Source organism: Ligilactobacillus sp. MP3, from assembly GCF_024436335.1.
In the GTDB taxonomy this organism is placed as follows: domain Bacteria; phylum Bacillota; class Bacilli; order Lactobacillales; family Lactobacillaceae; genus Ligilactobacillus; species Ligilactobacillus salivarius.
In genome coordinates this window covers 228,983-248,321 of record NZ_JANFQI010000002.1, presented here as the reverse complement: position 1 = coordinate 248,321, position 19,339 = coordinate 228,983, and the positions used below count along the sequence as shown (strand labels likewise).

The following is a 19,339-nucleotide window of genomic DNA, read 5'->3' as shown; positions in this document are numbered from 1 at the left end:
GTTTATATCATTAATAACATGTATAATTACACTGTTTGTACTACTTATAGAGGTATATAAAAATTCGAAGGGAGAAGAGTGATTTGCATATATTTCATGATGCTAAGGGTTCTAGTCATGCAAAAATTATTTTAATTGGTGAACATGCTGTCGTATATGGTCATCCAGCAATCGCTCTGCCATTAAAAACCGTAACCGCAACTGCAAGTATTAAAGTTATACCATCATCAAGTGAACAAACTATTACAAGTTCTTACTATGATGGTTCAATTGATGATATGCCTAAAAATATGCTCGGCATTAAGAAACTAATTTTAAAATTAGTTTCTGACTTACGTATAGAAAATGGATTTGAGTTACATTTATCCAGTCAATTACCCGCAGAAAGAGGTATGGGATCCTCAGCTGCCGTTGCAATTTCTATTATTCGTTGTTTTTACAACGCTACCGACACTAGAATTAATCATAAAAAACTATTATCATACGCTGATATTGCTGAAAAAGTTACTCATAACAATCCTAGTGGTTTAGATGCTACAACTAGTGCTAGCGATAATCCTATCTGGTTAATTCGTAATAAAGAAATTACACCTATTCCAATTAACCTGGATGCTTATCTACTAATTAGTGATAGTGGTATTAAAGGTCAAACAAGTGAAGCAATAAAAATTGTTAAAGATCAACTTAATACAGACGAAATATCAACTTCATCAAAGTTAGCTGCATTAGGTAGATTAGCACAAACCACTAGAGATCAACTGGCTAATAATGATATAGTAGGACTCGGAAAAACATTTACTTTAGCCCAAAAAGATTTGATTTCTTTAGGTGTCAGCACTCCTAAATTAGATAATCTTATTAATATAGCACTTAAAAACGGTTCACTAGGCAGTAAACTTACTGGTGGTGGTCGTGGTGGATGTTTTATCAGTTTATTGAAGACAAAAAAAGAGGCAGAAGTACTTGCTAAAATTTTAAATCAACACGGGGTTACTAAAAATTGGATAGAGCCCCTATCGAATCTTTAGGAGGAATTTATCGTGTCCAATCATGCCACTGCACGAGCACACACAAATATTGCATTAATTAAATATTGGGGAAAAAAAGATACAGAGTTTATTCTACCTATGAATAATTCTTTATCACTAACTTTGGATCATTTCTATACTGATACTTCAGTTACTTTTGATTCAAGTTATACTAAAGATACTTTTATTCTGAATGGAAAAGAAATTCCTAACGAAAATGTGCATAAATTTTTGAATATCGTTCGAGAAAAAGCTGGTATTTCAGAATTCGCCAAGGTTAACTCAACTAATCATGTTCCTACAACTGCTGGATTAGCATCTTCCGCTTCTGCTTTTGCTGCATTAGCTGCTGCTGCAAGTAAAGCTAGTGGTATGAATTTATCTCGTCGCGATTTATCTCGTTTAGCTAGACGTGGATCGGGATCAGCTACTCGCTCTATTTATGGCGGTTTTGTTGAATGGCAAGCAGGTGATAATGATCTAAATTCTTATGCTGTTCCATTTATTGAAAATGTGTCTTGGGACATAAAAATGATTGCAGTTGTTATAAATAGTAAACCTAAAAAAATAACTTCGCGTGCTGGTATGCAAACTGTTGTTAATACTTCTCCTTATTATAATTCTTGGATAAAAGAGGCTAACCGCTCTATTCCATTGATGAAAGAAGCTATTAGCAAACAAGATTTTACCACTATGGGTGAATTAGCCGAAGAAAATGCTATGAAGATGCATGCTTTAAATTTAAGTGCTCATCCTCATTTTAGTTATTTTTCTCCTGAAAGTATTCAAGTTATGAATCTTGTAGAAGAATTACGTTCAATGGGAGTTGAATGTTATTACACCATGGATGCTGGTCCAAATGTTAAAATTATTTGTCTAGGAAAAGATACTGCTAGTATCACTTCCTTTTTACAAAAAAATCTTCCTAACACTGAAGTTTTAGTTTCTTCAGCGGGACCAGGTGTACAATATCTTGATTAATTTACAAAGAAAGGTTATGATGTTTTGATTTCTGTCAAAGCTCCAGGAAAATTATACATTGCTGGTGAATATGCTGTTGTTGAAACTGGACAACCAGCTATTCTAGTGGCTTTAGATCAATTTGTATATGTAAATTTAGAAAAGAGTAATGATTTAGGGTCAATCATTTCTAAACAATATAAAGAAAATTCTTTATATTGGAAACGAGAAGGTAATCAAATTATTTTTGATAATCGAGACAATCCATTTCATTATATTTTATCTGCTATTAATTTAGTCGAAGAATATGCCCAAAGTCTAGGTAAAAAAATGGAATTCTATCATCTAAAAATTGATAGTGAATTAGATAGTCCTGATGGAAAGAAATATGGACTTGGTTCTTCTGCTGCGGTCACTGTAGCAACTATTAAAGCTCTATCTGAATTTTATGAACTAAATTTATCAAAAGAGCATCTTTTCAAACTAGCTTCCATTGCTCATTTAAATGTTCAAGGAAATGGTTCTTTAGGGGATATCGCTGCTAGTGTCTACGGTGGTTGGATAGCTTATCATTCTTTCGATAAAGAATGGCTTAAAGTCGCTCAAAGATCCTATACAATTTCCGAACTTTTAGATTTAAATTGGCCTAATTTGAAAGTTACTCAATTGACTCCACCTGATAACTTAAATCTTCTAATAGGTTGGACTGGATCTCCTGCATCAACTTCACATCTAGTAGATGCAGTTGCTCTTCATAAGGCTAATAATCAAAATAAATACAATCATTTTTTAGAAAATAGTTGGAAATGTATCGATACAATGATTACTGGTTTTAAGGAAAATTCTCTATCCAAAATTCAAGAATCATTAATATATAATCGTGAATTACTCCGAAATTTAGCTAGTTTGAGTTCTGTAGAAATCGAAACTCCCCTACTAACTAAACTTATCACTTCTGCAGAAAAATTTGGTGGAGCAGCAAAAACTTCTGGTGCTGGTGGAGGAGATTGTGGTATTGTTCTAATTGATAAATCTATGAATGTTGAGCCATTATTTACTTATTGGAAAGAAAATGGAATAGTCCCATTATCATTGCACGTTTATCAAGATTAATTACAGGAGATTATTATGAAAATTCATCAACATCGCAAAAATGAACATCTTTCTTTAGCTGAAAAATTTTTTAAAACTCAATCATCTAATCAGTTAGATGAAGTTCAATTAATTTATAGTAACTTACCTGAGTTAAATTTATCAGATATAGATATAAGAAGTACGCTAGTTGGTAAAGATATTCCTGTCCCCTTTTTTATTAACGCAATTACTGGAGGAAGTCCACAAACTGATGATATAAACTATAAATTAGCAACTGTTGCTGCTAAAACAAATATACCTATGGCCTGTGGCTCTCAAAGTATTGCTTTAAAATATCCTAGTTTATCACCAAATTTCAGTAAAATAAGGCAACTAAATCCAAATGGCTTTTTGTTAGGTAACCTTGGAGCCGGCCATTCTTACTCAAACTTCAATGTTGCTCAACAAATGATTGATGCTAATGCAATGGAACTGCATCTTAATGTTTCTCAAGAATTAGTCATGCCTGAAGGCGATACTGAATTTATGTGGAAAGATAATATTCGTGAAATAGTTAATAATTCATCATTTCCTTTACTTGTTAAGGGTGTTGGACAAGGATTAACTCCTATAACTATTAAAGAATTAGCTGATATTGGTGTTAAGTATATCGATCTTTCTGGCAAGGGTGGTACTAATTTTATAGAAATTGAAAATCGTCGCCGTAAACAAAAAGAATTAGCATTTTTGCAAGATATTGGTATGACTACTGCTCAATCCTTAGTAGCTGCTAAACTTGTAGATGAAGACATTTCTTTCACTGCCTCTGGTGGAATTAGAAATTCTCTTGATATAGTAAAATGTTTAGTTTTAGGAGCTGACAATGTTGGTATTTCTGGCCTATTTTTACATATTTTATTACGTCAAGGAACTGAGAGTTTAATTGAATATATAACTAATTTAAAAGTTGAAATTAAAAAAATTATGTTGATGCTAGGTTGTAAAACTATTGACGACTTACATAAATTACCAGTAATTTTAAGCTCTGAGTTATTAGTTTTTAAAAAGCAAATGACTGAGTTATTAAAAAATAAAGGTTGGGATTAAAAATCTCAACCTTTATTTTTTATACGCATATTTTGTCAAAAATAATTGAAACAACAATTCTGGATTCTGACTACTTGTTTTTAACTTTTCTTCTATTTCGGCCAAACCTAAGTAAGCAGATTTCAAACTATTATTGCTAAATTTACGAGCATTCTGCATAGCTAACTTCACTCTAAAGGGATGAACTTTTAAAGTTGAGGCAATACTTCCTTGATCATAGCTATGCTTCTGTAATATTTTAACTTGTAAAAGTAATCTAAATTGTCCAATTAAGATCGCATTTATTTTTAATGGCTCTTCTTTTTGTTCTAAAAGTTCATGATATAATTCAAATGCTTCTTTTATCTTTTTATCACGAACAAAATCTACCAAATCAAAAACATTTTGTTCCAGCGATTTTGTAACTAATCCATCTACCTCACTAACTGTAATCTTTTTAGTATCAACAGTTGCTATTATTAGTTTAGAAAGTTCATTCATTATTTTAGAGAAATTAGCATTGGTTAATTGAATTAATCTGTCTATTGCTCTTTTTTCAATTATAACTTTTTTCTCATCACAATATTTTATAAGATATTGTCTTATCTCAGATTCATTCAATGAGGAAGTATTCACTATTTCAGCTTTTGACTTTAACTCTTTAACTACTTTCTTACGTGAATCTAACTTCTCATAACTTGCTAATACTACTAACAAAGTATCTGGAGAAGGATTTTGCAAATATCCTATCAATTCATTTACATCTTGTTCGATAGAATGTTTCTTTGTATCCCCTGTTAAAAAATATGGATGAGTAATAATCACCAATCTTTTTTCACTAAAAAAAGGAGCAGAAATTGCATCTGCTATTGCGGTTGCAATCGAAGTAGTTTCCATATCATAAATTGCGGCATTAAATTCCCTATCACTTTCAGGAATATAGTTCCAAAATAATTCTTTAACTTTATTATTAAGATATGTATCTTCCCCTAAAACTAAATAAACATTTTTTAGACTATTATTTTCTATTTCTTTGCGCAACTCATCTACTTTCACTTTTCTATCTCACTTTCTAATTAATATTTTTCCATATTTAGTACTCATACAAAATTTGTCTTTAGACACATTTACTATTTTTATCATTCCCTTATCGGAAGTCATTAAATATGGAATACCATTTGCATTTAATGTCCTCAATGTTTCAATATTAGGATGCCCATACCTATTATTAAGACCTACCGAAATAATAGCATATTGAGGTTTTAAACTTTTTACAAATTGATCTGCAGTTGATGTTTTACTCCCGTGGTGTCCTACTTTTAAAATATCACACCGTAAATCAGGGTACTTTTCTATTACTTTTATTTCATTTTCTTGATCTAAATCACCCGTAATTAAAAAAATTAGCCTGCCCATAGTATATTTTAGAACTATAGAATCTTTATTTTTTCCTTTTCCTTCAACAAATGGATGTAAAATATCTATTCTTTCTTTAGAAAAATCACTAGTATCAGTAATAGGCTCTACCACTTTATCATTACAGATATTCGATTCATTCAATCTTTTATTAAAACTTGATAATTTCTCCATTCCTAAAGGAACCAAAATTTTTTTGATCTTTATTTTTTGACTAATACTTGGAAAATTACCAACATGATCTGCATCTTGATGTGTTAAATAAAGCTTATCTATCGAATTAATTCCTTTACTTAACAGATAATTGACTATAACCCTTTCGCCACTAGTCTGACTTGCCCTACTTCTCCATTTTTCATGCTTAAAACTAACTTTTCCACCTGTATCTACTAAAATTACTTGATTATTATTTTTTTCTCTGATTAGAGTAGCATCACCTTGTCCGATGTCAAAGTAAACTAATTCGCCTTTATTTCGATGTATTTGACTATATGAAAAAATATATACCAATACTTGTAGATAAATAATTACATTTTTTCTCCTGCTAACTTCTAAACAGATCATAAGTGACAGTAATAGTATAACTACCGTTAGATCCGGTTTCCCAAAAGTTATCATAGGTGAACTATCTGCTAATTTCTCAAAGAAGATCGAAATTAAAAACAAAATAGTATTACTAATTTTTGAAAAGACATTTAATAGTACTCCTACTATTGTAAATGGTAGAATTATATATTCAAAAATTGGAATAATGCATATAGATAGAAAAGTAGTTAGTACATTCCATTGATATGTATGCCATAACATTAATGGTATACTATATCCACTCATCTTTATACCAATCTTTATGCTATTTTCTTCCTCATTTAGAATTAAAACTAACGTCAACAAATAGCTTAACTGCATCCCCATAGTAAATAATATCATTGGCGAATATAATAGGTTTATAATTATTGTCAATGACCATGAAGTTAATTTATCTATCTTTATTGATAAAAAATATCTACTAAATATAGGTATCCATACCATAAATACTGCACGTATAATACTTGATGAAGAACCTGCTAAAATCATATATATGGGAAGACAAATGATCAACCATATATCTACCGTCTCTGCTGTTATTCGTAGTATTTGTGCTAATTTTTGCAAAATTTTCACTAAATAAAAAACATGCATTCCTGATAAACTGAAAAGATATAATAAGCCTAATTCTTTGATACTACTATTTATATCATTAAATCCATCATCTCTATACCCTACTATTAAGGCTGTTGAATATCCTCGTAAATACTTGGGAAATAATTGCAGATAACATATTATACTTTTTCTTAAATCATGTAATTTACATAAAAGTTTATATTTAGAGGGAACTTTATTATTTTCTAAACTTATATGTTTAACAGTTAAACCATTATATATCTTTTTACTTTGACAAAATTTTTTATAATCAAATTCATTTTCATTAGTAGGAGGAGAAATTCCTTTAATTTTTCCTGTTACAGTATATACATCACTATTTATTTGTTTTTTTAAATAATTCTGTTCTGCTTTAGATTTTAAATAATAATAAGTACATATCTGTTGTTTTCCTTCTAACCATCTTCCTGTTAATGTCAGTAAATCTCCGTTAACTTTTATATTATCTGCATATACCAAAATATGCTGGTTTTTAACACTTAATTCTTGTTTTATTTCTCTACTTTTACTACATTGATAGTAATTAAAAATATATGTTATACATCCTAGGCACCATATTAAACAAATGTTTACTATACAAATACTTTTAGTACATAAAATCCTCAAACAAATTAAACATAGTACCACTATAAAAATATAATTGAATTCAAAAAATAGTAATTCAATAACCACTAAAAGAATTGCACAGAAAAAAATAACAATCCTGTACAATAATTTTTATTCCTAATTTTCTGCAATATTTATTGAAACTGTATTTAAATACTTAGGTTCAACTTTAACTTGTTCAACTGCTACTTTTTTTCGTTTCAATAATCTTATCGCATAATCGTCATTATGATAATTACGCATATAATATATTTTCTTTATACCTGCTTGTAACAATGATTTAGTACATTGTAAACAAGGAAAATCTGTAACATAAATTTCTGCCCCATCTGTTGGAATTCCAAATTTTGAACATTGTAATACTGCATTCATTTCTGCGTGAATTGTTCGTAAACAGTGTCCATCAACAACGTAACAACCTACGTCAATACAATGATCATCACCAGAAACAGCTCCGTTGTATCCTCCAGCAATTACACGCTTATCCCTAACTAAAATTGCTCCAACTGATAATCTTTCGCATGTTGATCTTAATGAAAGCAATACTGCTTGTAACATAAAATACTGATTCCAAGGTATTCTTTTATCGGTCATAAAATTCACCATCCAAATATGTTTTTATTTAGTATAACATAGTTTAAACTGTTAATTTATCTGAGATTGCAGCAAATGTTTTATCTCCTATACCGGAAACATTCTTTAGTTCATCAATTGTTTTAAATTTGCCGTGCTCATCGCGATATGAAATAATCAGCTCAGCTTTCTTGTCTCCTATTCCATTCAATTGGGTTAACTGTTCTTTAGTAGCAGTATTAAGATTTATTTTATTGTTATCTTCAGCCACTTCGGTTGTATTGTTATTACTTGTATCACTACTCATAGTGTCTTCCGATTGTAATTCTATAATTACATCACCAGTATAGTTTTCTCCTTGCTTAGGCACATAAATCATCATTTGATCACTTAATTTATGTGCATAATTAAGCTTACTAACATCCGCATTATTTTCTAACCCTCCAGCTTGTTGAATAATATAAGCTAGTCTTTGATTTGATTTTGCTTTATACAAACCTGGATGTTTAACAGCTCCTTTAATATCTACAAATATTTCCTTCCTAGTCACACTAGATTTAACTTGCCGCACAGATGTAGAAACTTTACTTATTTGAGATGTACTGCTACTAGATATTTCAAAAGTATCACTATCTGAGTGTCTAGTAGGTAAAACAAAAATTAATGTTACAATTATTGCTATTACAATGGTTACTATTTGCCATTTATTATTTTCTAGAAACTCTTGAATTTTTTCTTTTATCTCTTCTTTCATCACTTATTCCTTTCTTAAGTTCCCTCTAAGATTAATAAATACGCAAAAAAAAATTTTTTTCAAAAAAATACAAAAAAACAAGCCTCCATTGAGACTTGTTTAAAATATAAATTACATTTCATTAGGAGCTTTTACACCTAATAAACGTAAGGATTCTTTTAATGTAGTAGCAACACTTTGTACTAATGCTAATCTTGCATTCTTTTCAGCATCATCATTCAAAATTCTAGAATGTGCATAGTATTTATTAAATGCTTTCGCTAAATGAATTGCATATTTTGCAACAACAGAAGGTTCATATTCACTAACAGCTTTCTTTACTGTTTCAGGGAAAGCAGCTAATAAACGTAATGTTTGCCATGCTTCTGGATCACTAATTTCTAAGTTATCAGAATTTAATTCTAAATCGCCTGCTTTACGTAATATACTCATGGCACGAGCATGTGAGTATTGTACGTATGGTCCAGTTTCTCCTTCAAAACGAACAACTTCATCTAAGTTAAAGTCGAAACTGTTAATTCTTTCATTCTTCAAATCATGGAAGACAACAGCACCTACACCTACTGCTTCTGCCACTTCTTCCTTGTCAGCAAGGTTTGGATTCTTTTCTTCGATTTGCTTATTAGCTAATTTAACAGCATCATCTAAAACTTCTTCTAATAAAATTACACGTCCAGAACGAGTAGATAACTTCTTACCACCGGATGTAATTAATCCAAATGGAATATGATGAATATCATCTGACCAGTCGTATCCCATTTCTTTTAAAACAGCTTTCAATTGCTTAAAATGGTTAGTTTGTTCTTGACCTACTACGTATAATGATTGTACGAAATCATATGTACGGTAACGATATAATGCAGCAGCTAAATCACGAGTAATATATAGTGTTGCTCCGTCTGTTTTTCTAATTAAAGCAGGGTTTAAATCGTATTTTTCTAAATCTACAATTTCTGCCCCTTGACTTTCTTTTAATAATCCCTTTTCTTGAAGCAAGTCTGTAATTTCATCCATTTTATCATTATAGAATGCTTCACCATTATATGAATCAAAAGTAATATTTAAGCGATCATATACTTCAGTAAATTTCTTTAGAGATTCTTCACGGAACCATTTCCAAAGTTTAAGTGCTTCTTCATCACCATCTTCTAACTTTTTAAACCATTCACGTGCTTCTTCATCTAATTCAGGATTATTAACATCTTCTTCATGGAAACGAACATAATACTTCAATAAATTATTGATTGGGTCAGCTTTAACTTCTTCTTCACTTCCCCATAGTTTATATGCAACAATTAATTTACCAAATTGTGTTCCCCAATCACCTAAATGATCTATTTTTATTGGCTTATAATTTACTTTTTCAAGTAATAATGCTAAAGAATTACCGATAACTGTAGAACGTAGATGTCCCATTGACATTGGCTTTGCAATATTAGGTGAAGACATATCAATAGGAACATTTCCACCATGACCTAAATCTTGGTTACCATAAGCAGAACCTTCAGATAAAACTTCAGATAATATATCTTTACTGAATTCTTTTTTATCTAAAAAGAAATTTACATATGGTCCTACTGCTTCTACCTTTTCAAATCCTGTTTGATCAATCTTTTCAACCAATTCACTAGCTATCATTTGTGGTGCTTTACGTAATACTTTTGATAATACAAAAGCAGGAAATGCATAATCCCCTAAATTAAGTGTCTTAGGTTTTTCTATCTTAGCTAAAATATCTTCTTGTGATAATTTTCCATCAACAGCTTGTTCAATAACTTGAGCAACTTTAACTTTATAATCCATGTTGTCCTCCCATATAAAAATAAAAAAACTCCTGCATAATAATATGCAAGAGACGAGAAATTCCCGCGGTACCACTCTACTTGATTAGTAATCCACTCAAAAAATATTAAATTGTTATTCTAAGAAACGCGATTCATTTACTTCCATTATCCAACTCACACCAACTTGGACTCGCTTAGAACTTTCATAAACTACTAATTTCTATCATAGAATAGTCAAAACCACAGGGAAAACTCATTCTCTGTTATAAATCATAATAAACTACTGAAGACATGATAACAAAACTTAATCTATAGGTCAATCTATCTATGATTTTTTTATTTATTTCTTGAAATTTACTGAAGTTTAATTTAATATGTAAGAAAATTTTCTATTTTTGGAGGTTTCACATGAGCTACTCGACCCTATTATTTGATATTGATGATACCTTATTAGATTTTCATGCTACTGAAAATCGAGCTCTAGAATTACTTTTTGAAAAGCATGGAATTGAATTAACTGATACTGTAAAAGATAATTATGTAAAATTTAATCAAAGTCTATGGAAAAAATTAGAATTGGGAGAAATTAGTAGACAAGAACTCATGACTAATCGTTTTACTACTTTCTTTAAAAAGGAATTTAATCTTAATATCGATGGACTTAGTTTGAATAGAGAATACTTAGAGTTCTTATCAACTGGTACTGATACTATTCCTGGAGCAAAAGATTTACTTTCTACTTTAAAAAAATCTGGGCATAAATTATACGTCGTTACAAACGGTATAGATTTTGTTCAAGAACGTCGTTTACGCAACACCGGATTCAATTCGTTTTTTGATGATATCTTTATTTCTCAAAAAATTGGCTATCAAAAACCAGATGCTAGATTTTTTAAGAACGTATTTAATGAGCTATCTGAATTCAATCCTGATGATACGCTTATTATTGGTGACTCACTTACATCTGACATTCAAGGTGGGCACAATGCTAACATAGACTCTATTTGGTACAATCCTAAATTATCTCCTATCGATAAGAAAATTACCCCTACTTATCAAGTAAATAAATTACAGGATATTTTACAAATTGTTGGTTAATTGTCTTGCATATTCAAATAAAATTTGCTAATATTCTTAGGATAATTAGTAATATAAGGAGATTTTTATGGAAACTAAGTTTGAAATTGGCGATCGCGTTAAATGTAAAAAATTTGCTTCTTTAACTCATGATTTTATCGGTACAATTGAAAAAATTTATGAAAATTCTGCAATGGTTACAATTGTAGAACATGATAAAGCAGACTCTGTTGTAGTAACTGATTTTCATAATCGTGCTGTAGTTCGCCTTTCTGATATGAAAAAAGTAGCAGCTTAATATATACTGACATTGATAAATTTTTATGTTATACTTATCAATGTCTTGCGGGTATAGTTTAGTGGTAAAACTTCAGCTTCCCAAGCTGGTGTCGCGAGTTCGATTCTCGTTACCCGCTTATTAATTTATCAAGTCTTTGACGCATTACTAGTGATACTCATTATCCATTAAGGTCTGAAAGAGTACCCAGAAAATTTAATGTAATTATGGAAAATAAGCTCATCTAATCCTTTTTCTAGAGAATAGATGAGCTTTTATTCTATCTCTAATTAATATCTCCATATCTATCACTAATATAGTTTTCAATTATAGATACAAAGGCTTTAACGGATGGAGTTTGCTGTTTCTTCTGATGTGTTACTAAACATATTGTTCGATAAAAATGTTCACTAAAAATATATCTATTAACATTTCCACTTAAATTTTGTAAAGCAAGCTCTGGTAAAATTCCTAGTCCCAAACCACTTTCTACCATCGCTATAATTGAAGCATCATCTATACTATACTGTAGTGAATTGACAGAAACATTATATGTATCCAAAGCTCTTTTGGTATCTCTATCATAATCAATTTGTTGTAAAATAAATTTTTCGTTCTTTATATCATCTCTTGTAATTGATTTTCCCCTATGAAGTTTAAAGTCTTGTGGCGTAATGCAATATATTGGGTCTTTATATAATGGGATAACTTCTAAATTTTCTTCAATTGGCAATGCACTAAAACCTATATCAAGTATCCCTAATTTAACTTGTTCAACAACATCATTAAAATTTCCCTGCCAAACCGTTACTTCTATATCAGGATAAATATTTTTAAATTTATTTATTATGTCTGGCAACCAATTAATGCATACACTACTAAATGCTCCTATTCTTACACGTCCTTTATTTAATCCATTAATTAGAGCAGCCTCTTCGTTTAAAGTAGCCTCAGCATTCAAAATATCTTGAATAAGCGGTAATACCCTTTGACCATTAGGTGTGAGTCTTACGCCACTTCTACTCCTAACAAACAGTGAGAATCCTAAATCTTTCTCTAAACTATTAATTGAATGACTAATTGCTGAAGGTGTAACTTGTAATTGTTTAGCAGCAGCAATAAATGTTTTTTGTCTAGCAACTTCACTAAAAACTTCGTAACTAAAATTTGTCATATTATTTAATCCTCATTACTAAAATTTGCTTTTATGTTACATTTAATTTCTTACTTATTCAAGACGTAAACTCAAGATAATGTTATAATTACTTTAAAATCTTTAGAAAGGTGTGAGTGCTATCATTATTTTTATTACTCATCCATTATGGATTATTGCAATTATTTTCTTTGCTAACTTGATAGCAGCTATTTGGACAGTTTTTCGTGAAAAACGAGATATTGCAACCACATGGGCTTGGTTATTAGTTTTAACATTACTACCTATAATCGGCTTCACTTTGTACCTTTTCGCTGGTAGAAAGATTTCTAATGAACAAATTTTCAGTATGAAGAAGGAACAACAGGAACAAATTACCAAGTTAGCTAATGAACAAAAAAGCCTCTGGAATAAACATTCCCTAATTCCATCTGAAAAAACTACTGATACTGGTCGTGCACTAATTCATTTTTTCCTTGAATCAGAAGATGCTTTTATAACTCAAAATAATCAAGTAGAAATTTTTACTGATGGAAAAGAAAAATTTGAATCTCTTCTTCGTGATATAAAGAATGCTAAACACCATATTCACATCGAATACTATTCTTTTATCGCTGATGATATTGGTAATAAAATACTGAAAGCTCTAGAAGAAGCTGCTGCTCGGGGAGTAGAAGTTAGAGTTTTATACGATTTATTTGGTTCACACGGTACTACCTACAAATTCTTCAAACATTTAGAAGAACTCGGAGGGTATGCTCAAGCCTTTATTTCAGCATCTAAGGCGTTAATTTCGACACCTAGGCTAAACTACCATGATCACCGAAAACTTGTTATTATAGACGGTAATATTGGCTATATCGGTGGGTTTAATATTGGAGATCAATACTTAGGAAAGTCCCCAAAGTTTGGTTACTGGCGCGATACTCATCTTCGTATCAAAGGATTTGCCCTTTTTGAAATGCAAGCACGTTTTTCAATGGATTGGAATACTACTTGTCGGAAAACTAAAAAACCCCGTTTAGATATTTCAACTAAAAAATATATGCCTATGGATTCTAACGAACAAGCCAATGGCTCTACCAGAATACAAATTGTTTCTTCGGGACCAGATAGTGAGCGTCAATCAATTAAACGTGGATACCAATATATCATTGCAAATGCTAAAGATTATGTTTATATCCAAACTCCTTACTTAATTCCTGACGATTCAGTCCTCGAAGCCCTTATTATTTCTGCTAAAGCTGGTACTGACGTGCGTATTATGATTCCATGTATGCCTGATCATGTTTTTGTTTACAGAGCTACTCAATTCTATGCCAAGTACTTAGTTGAAAATGGAGTTAAAGTTTACCAGTATGATAATGGCTTCCTACATGCTAAAACTGTTGTTTCTGATGACCACATTTCTTCTGTTGGTTCTGCTAATATGGACTTTCGTAGTTTCAAGCTTAATTTTGAAGGCAATGCTTTCTGTTATGACGATAAATTAGCAAAAGATTTAAAAGATATTTTCTTAAAAGATTTAGATAACTGTACAGAATTGACTACTGAGTTCTTTGATAATCAATCTAGTTGGTTAAAATTTAAGCAATATTTCTCAAGATTACTTTCTCCAACTTTATAATTATCTTCAGCTAAAATACCCTCTAATATGCTATATTGCATACTTAGAGGGTATTTTTACTGTGAAGTTAAATTAATTTTTCTAAATGTTTTTGTATATAAGCTGCTACTGCATTTGCCAATACGTTCAATTTTAATAATTCAAATAACTTTGCACGTACTAACTCGATAACCGAACAAACTAGATAAATACATAAACTAAAAATTATAATTTTCCCAATAAACATGACAGGCGTATTTAGAGCTATATCAGCAAATCTATCTTTAAATAAATACTCCGCTACAAAGGGATGAATATGTATCAAATATACTCCAAATGTCAATGGGGCAAATAATTTTACTCCTTGTATAATTCTAGAGTTCAGTGATAACTTACTAAAAATATTTAATAATGCTATCCCCATAAATAACATTGTAGGTGCAGGATAATTTATTAGAACACGTCCATGTGATTGTTCTCCACCTAACAATAGGAAAACTGCAAAAGAAAGGATTGCCATTGAAAAATACACTGTTTTATCGTGTTTCCAAAATTTCCAACCATACAATTTAATATATCCACCAATTAAATATAAAATTATTAATCATGGTGCACTATATCCACTCTGGAGGCTTAAGAAGGTTTTAGCCCTAAAAATGAAAGTTTCCCCAAAAGAACATACCAATATTAATGTTATTAATAACTTAGTAGTCATTGATTTATCTAGATTATTCAGTAATAGATTCAAGAAAGGCATAAATGCAAAGAGAATAAAATATGCTGAGAAGTACCAGTATCTTTCAAAAGAAATCGGCATTAACATTTGTATTAATAACCCTTTATTAATAGGCACATTTGGTATTGTTACCCATATTATTATATTTAATACTACAGAATAGAATAATACCTGAAACCAAAGTTTTATTATATTTTGTAATTTAAATTTACTTTTTACCCCTACATAACCAGATATTAGTGCATAGCAATTAACTGCACAATAACATAATATATCTAATAGCCAACTTATATCATAATTTATACTTCCTATACCAATTTGTGTTGCTTTAGTAATGACTCCACCTAGTAGTAAGCAATGATACAATACAATCATATACATCGCTACTATTCGTAATAAATCAATCCCATAATTTCTACGTTTCACAAGTATAAACTCTTTAATTAAAAAATGTTCATTTACAAGTTTAAGTTGTTAAGTTAGAAAGGTCAATATCAGTTGAGATAGAATTCTAATAAGTATCTCTTAATTAACCCTAACCATCAATAAAATAAAAAAGCTGTACAAACATAATTGTACAACTTTTACTATATTATAATTATTTAAAAGCTTTTACACCTATATCATGACGATAGAAACAGTCATTCCACTTGTAGTTTTCCAAATACTTGTAGACTAATTTATGTGCTTCTTCAATTGTAGATGCCTTACCTACGATTGATAAAATTCTACCGCCGTTACCATATACAACCTCATCTTCAATCTTGACATTTGCATAAATGGTGTATATATCTTTTTGACTTTCCAACTTAGGTAAAGCTTGTCCTTTCACTGCTTGCTTAGGATAGCCTGCTCCTGCAACTACTACATTTAAGTATGCTTTTTCTGAAATCTTCAATTCTGGCAATTGTTTATCATTAATAGCTGCATCTATCAACTCAGCAAAATCACTTTCTACACGAGGTAAAACTACTTGAGTTTCTGGATCTCCTAAACGAACATTATATTCAATAACTTTAGGACCTTCTTTTGTCATTATCATACCTATATACAAAATTCCATGATAATGATAATCTCCAGCTTCTAGTCCCTTCACTGTTGGTTCTACAATATCTGTAATCATTGCTTGGTATTCTGCATCAGATAACTGTGGTAAAGGACTATATGCACCCATACCACCTGTATTGGGACCTTCATCATTATCGTATGCTCTTTTATGATCTTGAGCCATTGGTAAAATTCGATAGCCCTTATCACTTAATACTAAGAACATAGAGTATTCATTTCCAACCAAGAATTCTTCAAGTACTACTTTTTTCTGACCTTTTCTAAACATCAATCGAATTTCATCTTCAGCTTCTTGATAGGATTGAGCTATTACAACACCTTTACCTGCTGCTAATCCGTCTTCTTTAATAACTACAGGTTCGTCAAATTCTTTCAACCCTGCGATTGCTTCATCTGAGGTAGTATAGGTTTTAAATTTAGCAGTTGGAATATGATACCTATCCATAAATTCCATCGCATAATTTTTTGATCCTTCTAATTGTGCTGCACGTTTTTCTGGACCGAAAATCTTTAAATTATCTTCTCTAAAGGAATCAACAATTCCTGCAACTAAAGCATCTTCAGGACCTACAAAAGTCCATTCTATATTATTATCGTAGACAAAACCCTTTAACGCATCGAAGTCCAACTCATCTATTGCTACAACTTCAATACCATCAAAAGTCATTCCTGGATTACCTGGTGCACAGTAAACTTTAGCAACTTTCTTGCTTTTCAATAATGCTTTACAAATTACATGTTCGCGTCCACCAGAACCTACAACTAATAAATTTACGTTTTCTTTCATCTTATAACTCCATTAATTAGTGTCTAAAATGTCTTACACCTGTGAATACCATCGCTACCCCATACTTATTAGCCATAGCAATGGAATCTTTATCTCTAATTGATCCACCAGGTTGAACTATTGCTTTAATCCCATGTTCAGCAGCATATTGAACACAATCATCCATTGGGAAGAATGCATCACTTGCTAACACAGCTTTATCATTTAGTGAATCGCCAGCATGCTTAATTGCTATCTTTGTAGAATCAATACGATTTGGTTGTCCAGCTCCTATACCTAATGTTCTCTCATCGTTTGCTACAACAATTGCATTAGACTTAGTATGTTTAACTGCTTTCCAAGCAAATAATAATGTTTCTAATTGACTATCACTAGGAGCATTTTCTGTTACTACTTCCCAATTCTTAGGATCTTCATCTATAACGTCTTGTTCTTGACGAAGCAAACCACCCATAATTGAAACTGTTTCATCGCGAACATCTTCATCTTTTTTAGTAAAATCAAGTTGTAATAAACGTAGATTTTTCTTCTTGGATAATACTTCTAAAGCGTCAGCATCGAATTCCGGAGCAATTATAATTTCTAAAAATAGTTTATGCATTTTTTCTGCTGTTGCTAAATCTACTTTTCTATTTAAAGCAATTACACCACCAAAAATTGAGATTGAATCAGCTTCATATGCTCTATCCCATGCTAATTCAATATTATCAGCTTGACCTATTCCACAAGGATTCATATGTTTCAAAGCTACAACTGTTGGTGCCTCAAATTCTCTAATTGCTCTAATTGCAGCATCAGCATCGCGTATATTATTGAATGAAAGCTTTTTACCATTTAATTGCTTAGCTTGTGTAATGGAGTATGCTTTAGGCATAGCATCTTCATAGAACCATGCTTTTTGATGACTATTTTCTCCATATCTCATTGAAGAAATCAAATCATATGTTAGTGTTAATTTTTCTGGATTATTTTCACCAACTTGTTTACTTAAGTAATCTGCAATTAAAGCATCATATGCTGCTGTATGTCTAAATGTTTTAGCAGATAATTTAAATCTTGTTTCTAATGAAATTTCTCCATTTTCATCTAATTCTTTCTCTAATCCTTCATAATCATTTGCATCTACAACAACCACTACATCGCGATAATTCTTAGCTGCTGAGCGTAGCATACTTGGTCCGCCAATATCAATATTTTCAATAGCATTTTCTAAGGTTACTTCAGGATTTTCGATAGTTTGCTTAAATGGGTATAAGTTTACACATACTAGATCAATTGGTGTAATATTTTGTTCTTTTAAAGTTTCCATATGTTCTGGCAACTCACGTCTTGCAAGTAAACCGCCATGAATATAAGGATTCAAAGTTTTAACTCGTCCATCTAAAATTTCTGGGAAATGAGTAACTTCTTCAACAGAAATAGTCTTAATACCTGCTTCATCTAAGTATTTCTTAGTTCCACCAGTTGAAACAATTTCAAAATCATGTTCTACTAATTTCTTTACAAATGGTACTAAATTATTTTTATCAGATACACTAACTAATGCTCGTTTCATTTTAATTCTCCTTAATTGTTTGACTTACTTAACAAAACTTCGTTTAAAACTTTAGGATATATACGATGTTCACACTCATGAATTCTTTCTTCTAAAGTTTCACAAGTATCATCTTGATAAATGGGTACATGTTCTTGGTATATAACTGGTCCCGAATCTAAACCAGAATCAATATAATGTAATGTTACTCCTGTTTGATCCTTATTATGCTCTTTATGATCAGCAAATGCTCTTTCAATCGCATGTAACCCTTGATATTCAGGTAAGTATGCAGGATGAAGATTTATAATGGATCCTTCATACTCATCTAGTATTGGCTTGCCAATAATTCTCATGTATCCTGCTAAAGCGATAAAATCTATTTGATGAGCCTTTAACACTTCAACAATTCGTTTTTCATAATCTAATTTATTGCCGCATTCTTTAACTGTAAATGTTTCATAGGGAATGTTAAATTTTTCAGCTCTTTTAATAACTGGAGCATTAGGATGATCACAAAAAAGCAATACTAAATTTCCAGTAATTTCTTTTTTAGCAAATTTATCTGCTAATACCTCAAAATTAGTTCCATTTCCTGAAGCAAAAATTGCTACTCTCAT

At 30.8% G+C, this 19,339-nt stretch carries 18 protein-coding genes and 1 tRNA gene; 8 read left to right on the top strand and 11 right to left on the bottom strand.

The features are described from left to right. The first annotated feature begins 83 nt into the window (after positions 1-83). The 4 genes from mvk to fni are packed head-to-tail and all read left to right on the top strand — an operon-like array spanning position 84 to position 4,169. A complete protein-coding gene (gene mvk / locus NOU10_RS02850; RefSeq protein WP_255905935.1) occupies positions 84-1,028 on the top strand; it encodes a mevalonate kinase in 945 nt (314 codons plus the stop codon). Between the two features lie 12 nt (positions 1,029-1,040). Then, positions 1,041-2,009, top strand: coding sequence for a diphosphomevalonate decarboxylase (gene mvaD, locus NOU10_RS02845; RefSeq protein ID WP_250201011.1), 969 nt, complete (start codon positions 1,041-1,043; stop codon positions 2,007-2,009). Between the two features lie 24 nt (positions 2,010-2,033). Further along, complete coding sequence (locus NOU10_RS02840) at positions 2,034-3,101, top strand: phosphomevalonate kinase (RefSeq protein WP_069469408.1); 1,068 nt, start codon at positions 2,034-2,036, stop codon at positions 3,099-3,101. Positions 3,102-3,116: 15 nt separating this feature from the next. Next, entirely contained in the window at positions 3,117-4,169 is a 1,053-nt protein-coding gene (fni, locus tag NOU10_RS02835) for a type 2 isopentenyl-diphosphate Delta-isomerase (RefSeq protein ID WP_161022209.1), read from the top strand. Between the two features lie 12 nt (positions 4,170-4,181). On the opposite strand, the gene holA is transcribed toward fni, so the two are convergent. The 5 genes from holA to argS all read right to left on the bottom strand — a co-directional run bounded on the left by holA (position 4,182) and on the right by argS (position 10,500). Beyond that, entirely contained in the window at positions 4,182-5,204 is a 1,023-nt protein-coding gene (gene holA, locus NOU10_RS02830; RefSeq protein ID WP_255905934.1) for a DNA polymerase III subunit delta, read from the bottom strand. 9 nt (positions 5,205-5,213) lie between these two features. Then, positions 5,214-7,391, bottom strand: coding sequence for a DNA internalization-related competence protein ComEC/Rec2 (locus tag NOU10_RS02825; RefSeq protein WP_255905943.1), 2,178 nt, complete (start codon positions 7,389-7,391; stop codon positions 5,214-5,216). Between the two features lie 96 nt (positions 7,392-7,487). Then, on the bottom strand, positions 7,488-7,964 hold the full coding sequence (locus NOU10_RS02820) for a ComE operon protein 2 (protein ID WP_003706127.1): 477 nt from the start codon (positions 7,962-7,964) through the stop codon (positions 7,488-7,490). Between the two features lie 43 nt (positions 7,965-8,007). After that, complete coding sequence (locus tag NOU10_RS02815) at positions 8,008-8,697, bottom strand: helix-hairpin-helix domain-containing protein (protein ID WP_255905932.1); 690 nt, start codon at positions 8,695-8,697, stop codon at positions 8,008-8,010. A gap of 111 nt (positions 8,698-8,808) precedes the next feature. Beyond that, positions 8,809-10,500, bottom strand: coding sequence for an arginine--tRNA ligase (argS, locus tag NOU10_RS02810; protein WP_113896154.1), 1,692 nt, complete (start codon positions 10,498-10,500; stop codon positions 8,809-8,811). Positions 10,501-10,889: 389 nt separating this feature from the next. On the opposite strand from argS, the gene NOU10_RS02805 reads away from it, so the two are divergent. From NOU10_RS02805 to NOU10_RS02795, 3 genes are all read left to right on the top strand, one after another. Next, positions 10,890-11,579 carry a YjjG family noncanonical pyrimidine nucleotidase gene (locus tag NOU10_RS02805; RefSeq protein WP_081534096.1) on the top strand — a complete coding sequence of 230 codons (690 nt, stop codon included), beginning with the start codon at positions 10,890-10,892 and terminating at the stop codon, positions 11,577-11,579. Between the two features lie 67 nt (positions 11,580-11,646). After that, positions 11,647-11,856 (top strand): hypothetical protein, encoded by a 210-nt coding sequence (locus tag NOU10_RS02800; RefSeq protein ID WP_003700056.1) that lies wholly within the window; start codon positions 11,647-11,649, stop codon positions 11,854-11,856. Between the two features lie 47 nt (positions 11,857-11,903). Then, positions 11,904-11,974 (top strand) — tRNA-Gly (locus NOU10_RS02795). 147 nt (positions 11,975-12,121) lie between these two features. Here NOU10_RS02795 and NOU10_RS02790 read toward each other — a convergent pair. Next, complete coding sequence (locus NOU10_RS02790; protein WP_081537941.1) at positions 12,122-13,009, bottom strand: LysR family transcriptional regulator; 888 nt, start codon at positions 13,007-13,009, stop codon at positions 12,122-12,124. 112 nt (positions 13,010-13,121) lie between these two features. Here NOU10_RS02790 and cls point away from each other — a divergent pair, with 112 nt between their 5' ends. Next, positions 13,122-14,615 (top strand): cardiolipin synthase, encoded by a 1,494-nt coding sequence (gene cls, locus NOU10_RS02785; RefSeq protein ID WP_255905931.1) that lies wholly within the window; start codon positions 13,122-13,124, stop codon positions 14,613-14,615. 67 nt (positions 14,616-14,682) lie between these two features. On the opposite strand, the gene NOU10_RS02780 is transcribed toward cls, so the two are convergent. From NOU10_RS02780 to purN, 5 genes are all read right to left on the bottom strand, one after another. Continuing rightward, complete coding sequence (locus NOU10_RS02780; protein ID WP_255905930.1) at positions 14,683-15,162, bottom strand: hypothetical protein; 480 nt, start codon at positions 15,160-15,162, stop codon at positions 14,683-14,685. 36 nt (positions 15,163-15,198) lie between these two features. Continuing rightward, positions 15,199-15,756: an acyltransferase family protein gene (locus NOU10_RS02775; RefSeq protein ID WP_255905929.1), complete on the bottom strand. Its 558-nt coding sequence runs from the start codon at positions 15,754-15,756 to the stop codon at positions 15,199-15,201. A 172-nt stretch (positions 15,757-15,928) separates the two neighbouring features. Further along, positions 15,929-17,185, bottom strand: a complete 1,257-nt coding sequence (gene purD / locus NOU10_RS02770) for a phosphoribosylamine--glycine ligase (protein ID WP_255905928.1) — start codon at positions 17,183-17,185, stop codon at positions 15,929-15,931. Between the two features lie 16 nt (positions 17,186-17,201). Continuing rightward, positions 17,202-18,740: a bifunctional phosphoribosylaminoimidazolecarboxamide formyltransferase/IMP cyclohydrolase gene (gene purH, locus NOU10_RS02765; RefSeq protein WP_250200964.1), complete on the bottom strand. Its 1,539-nt coding sequence runs from the start codon at positions 18,738-18,740 to the stop codon at positions 17,202-17,204. 11 nt (positions 18,741-18,751) lie between these two features. After that, positions 18,752-19,339 (bottom strand): phosphoribosylglycinamide formyltransferase, encoded by a 588-nt coding sequence (gene purN, locus NOU10_RS02760; RefSeq protein WP_003709972.1) that lies wholly within the window; start codon positions 19,337-19,339, stop codon positions 18,752-18,754.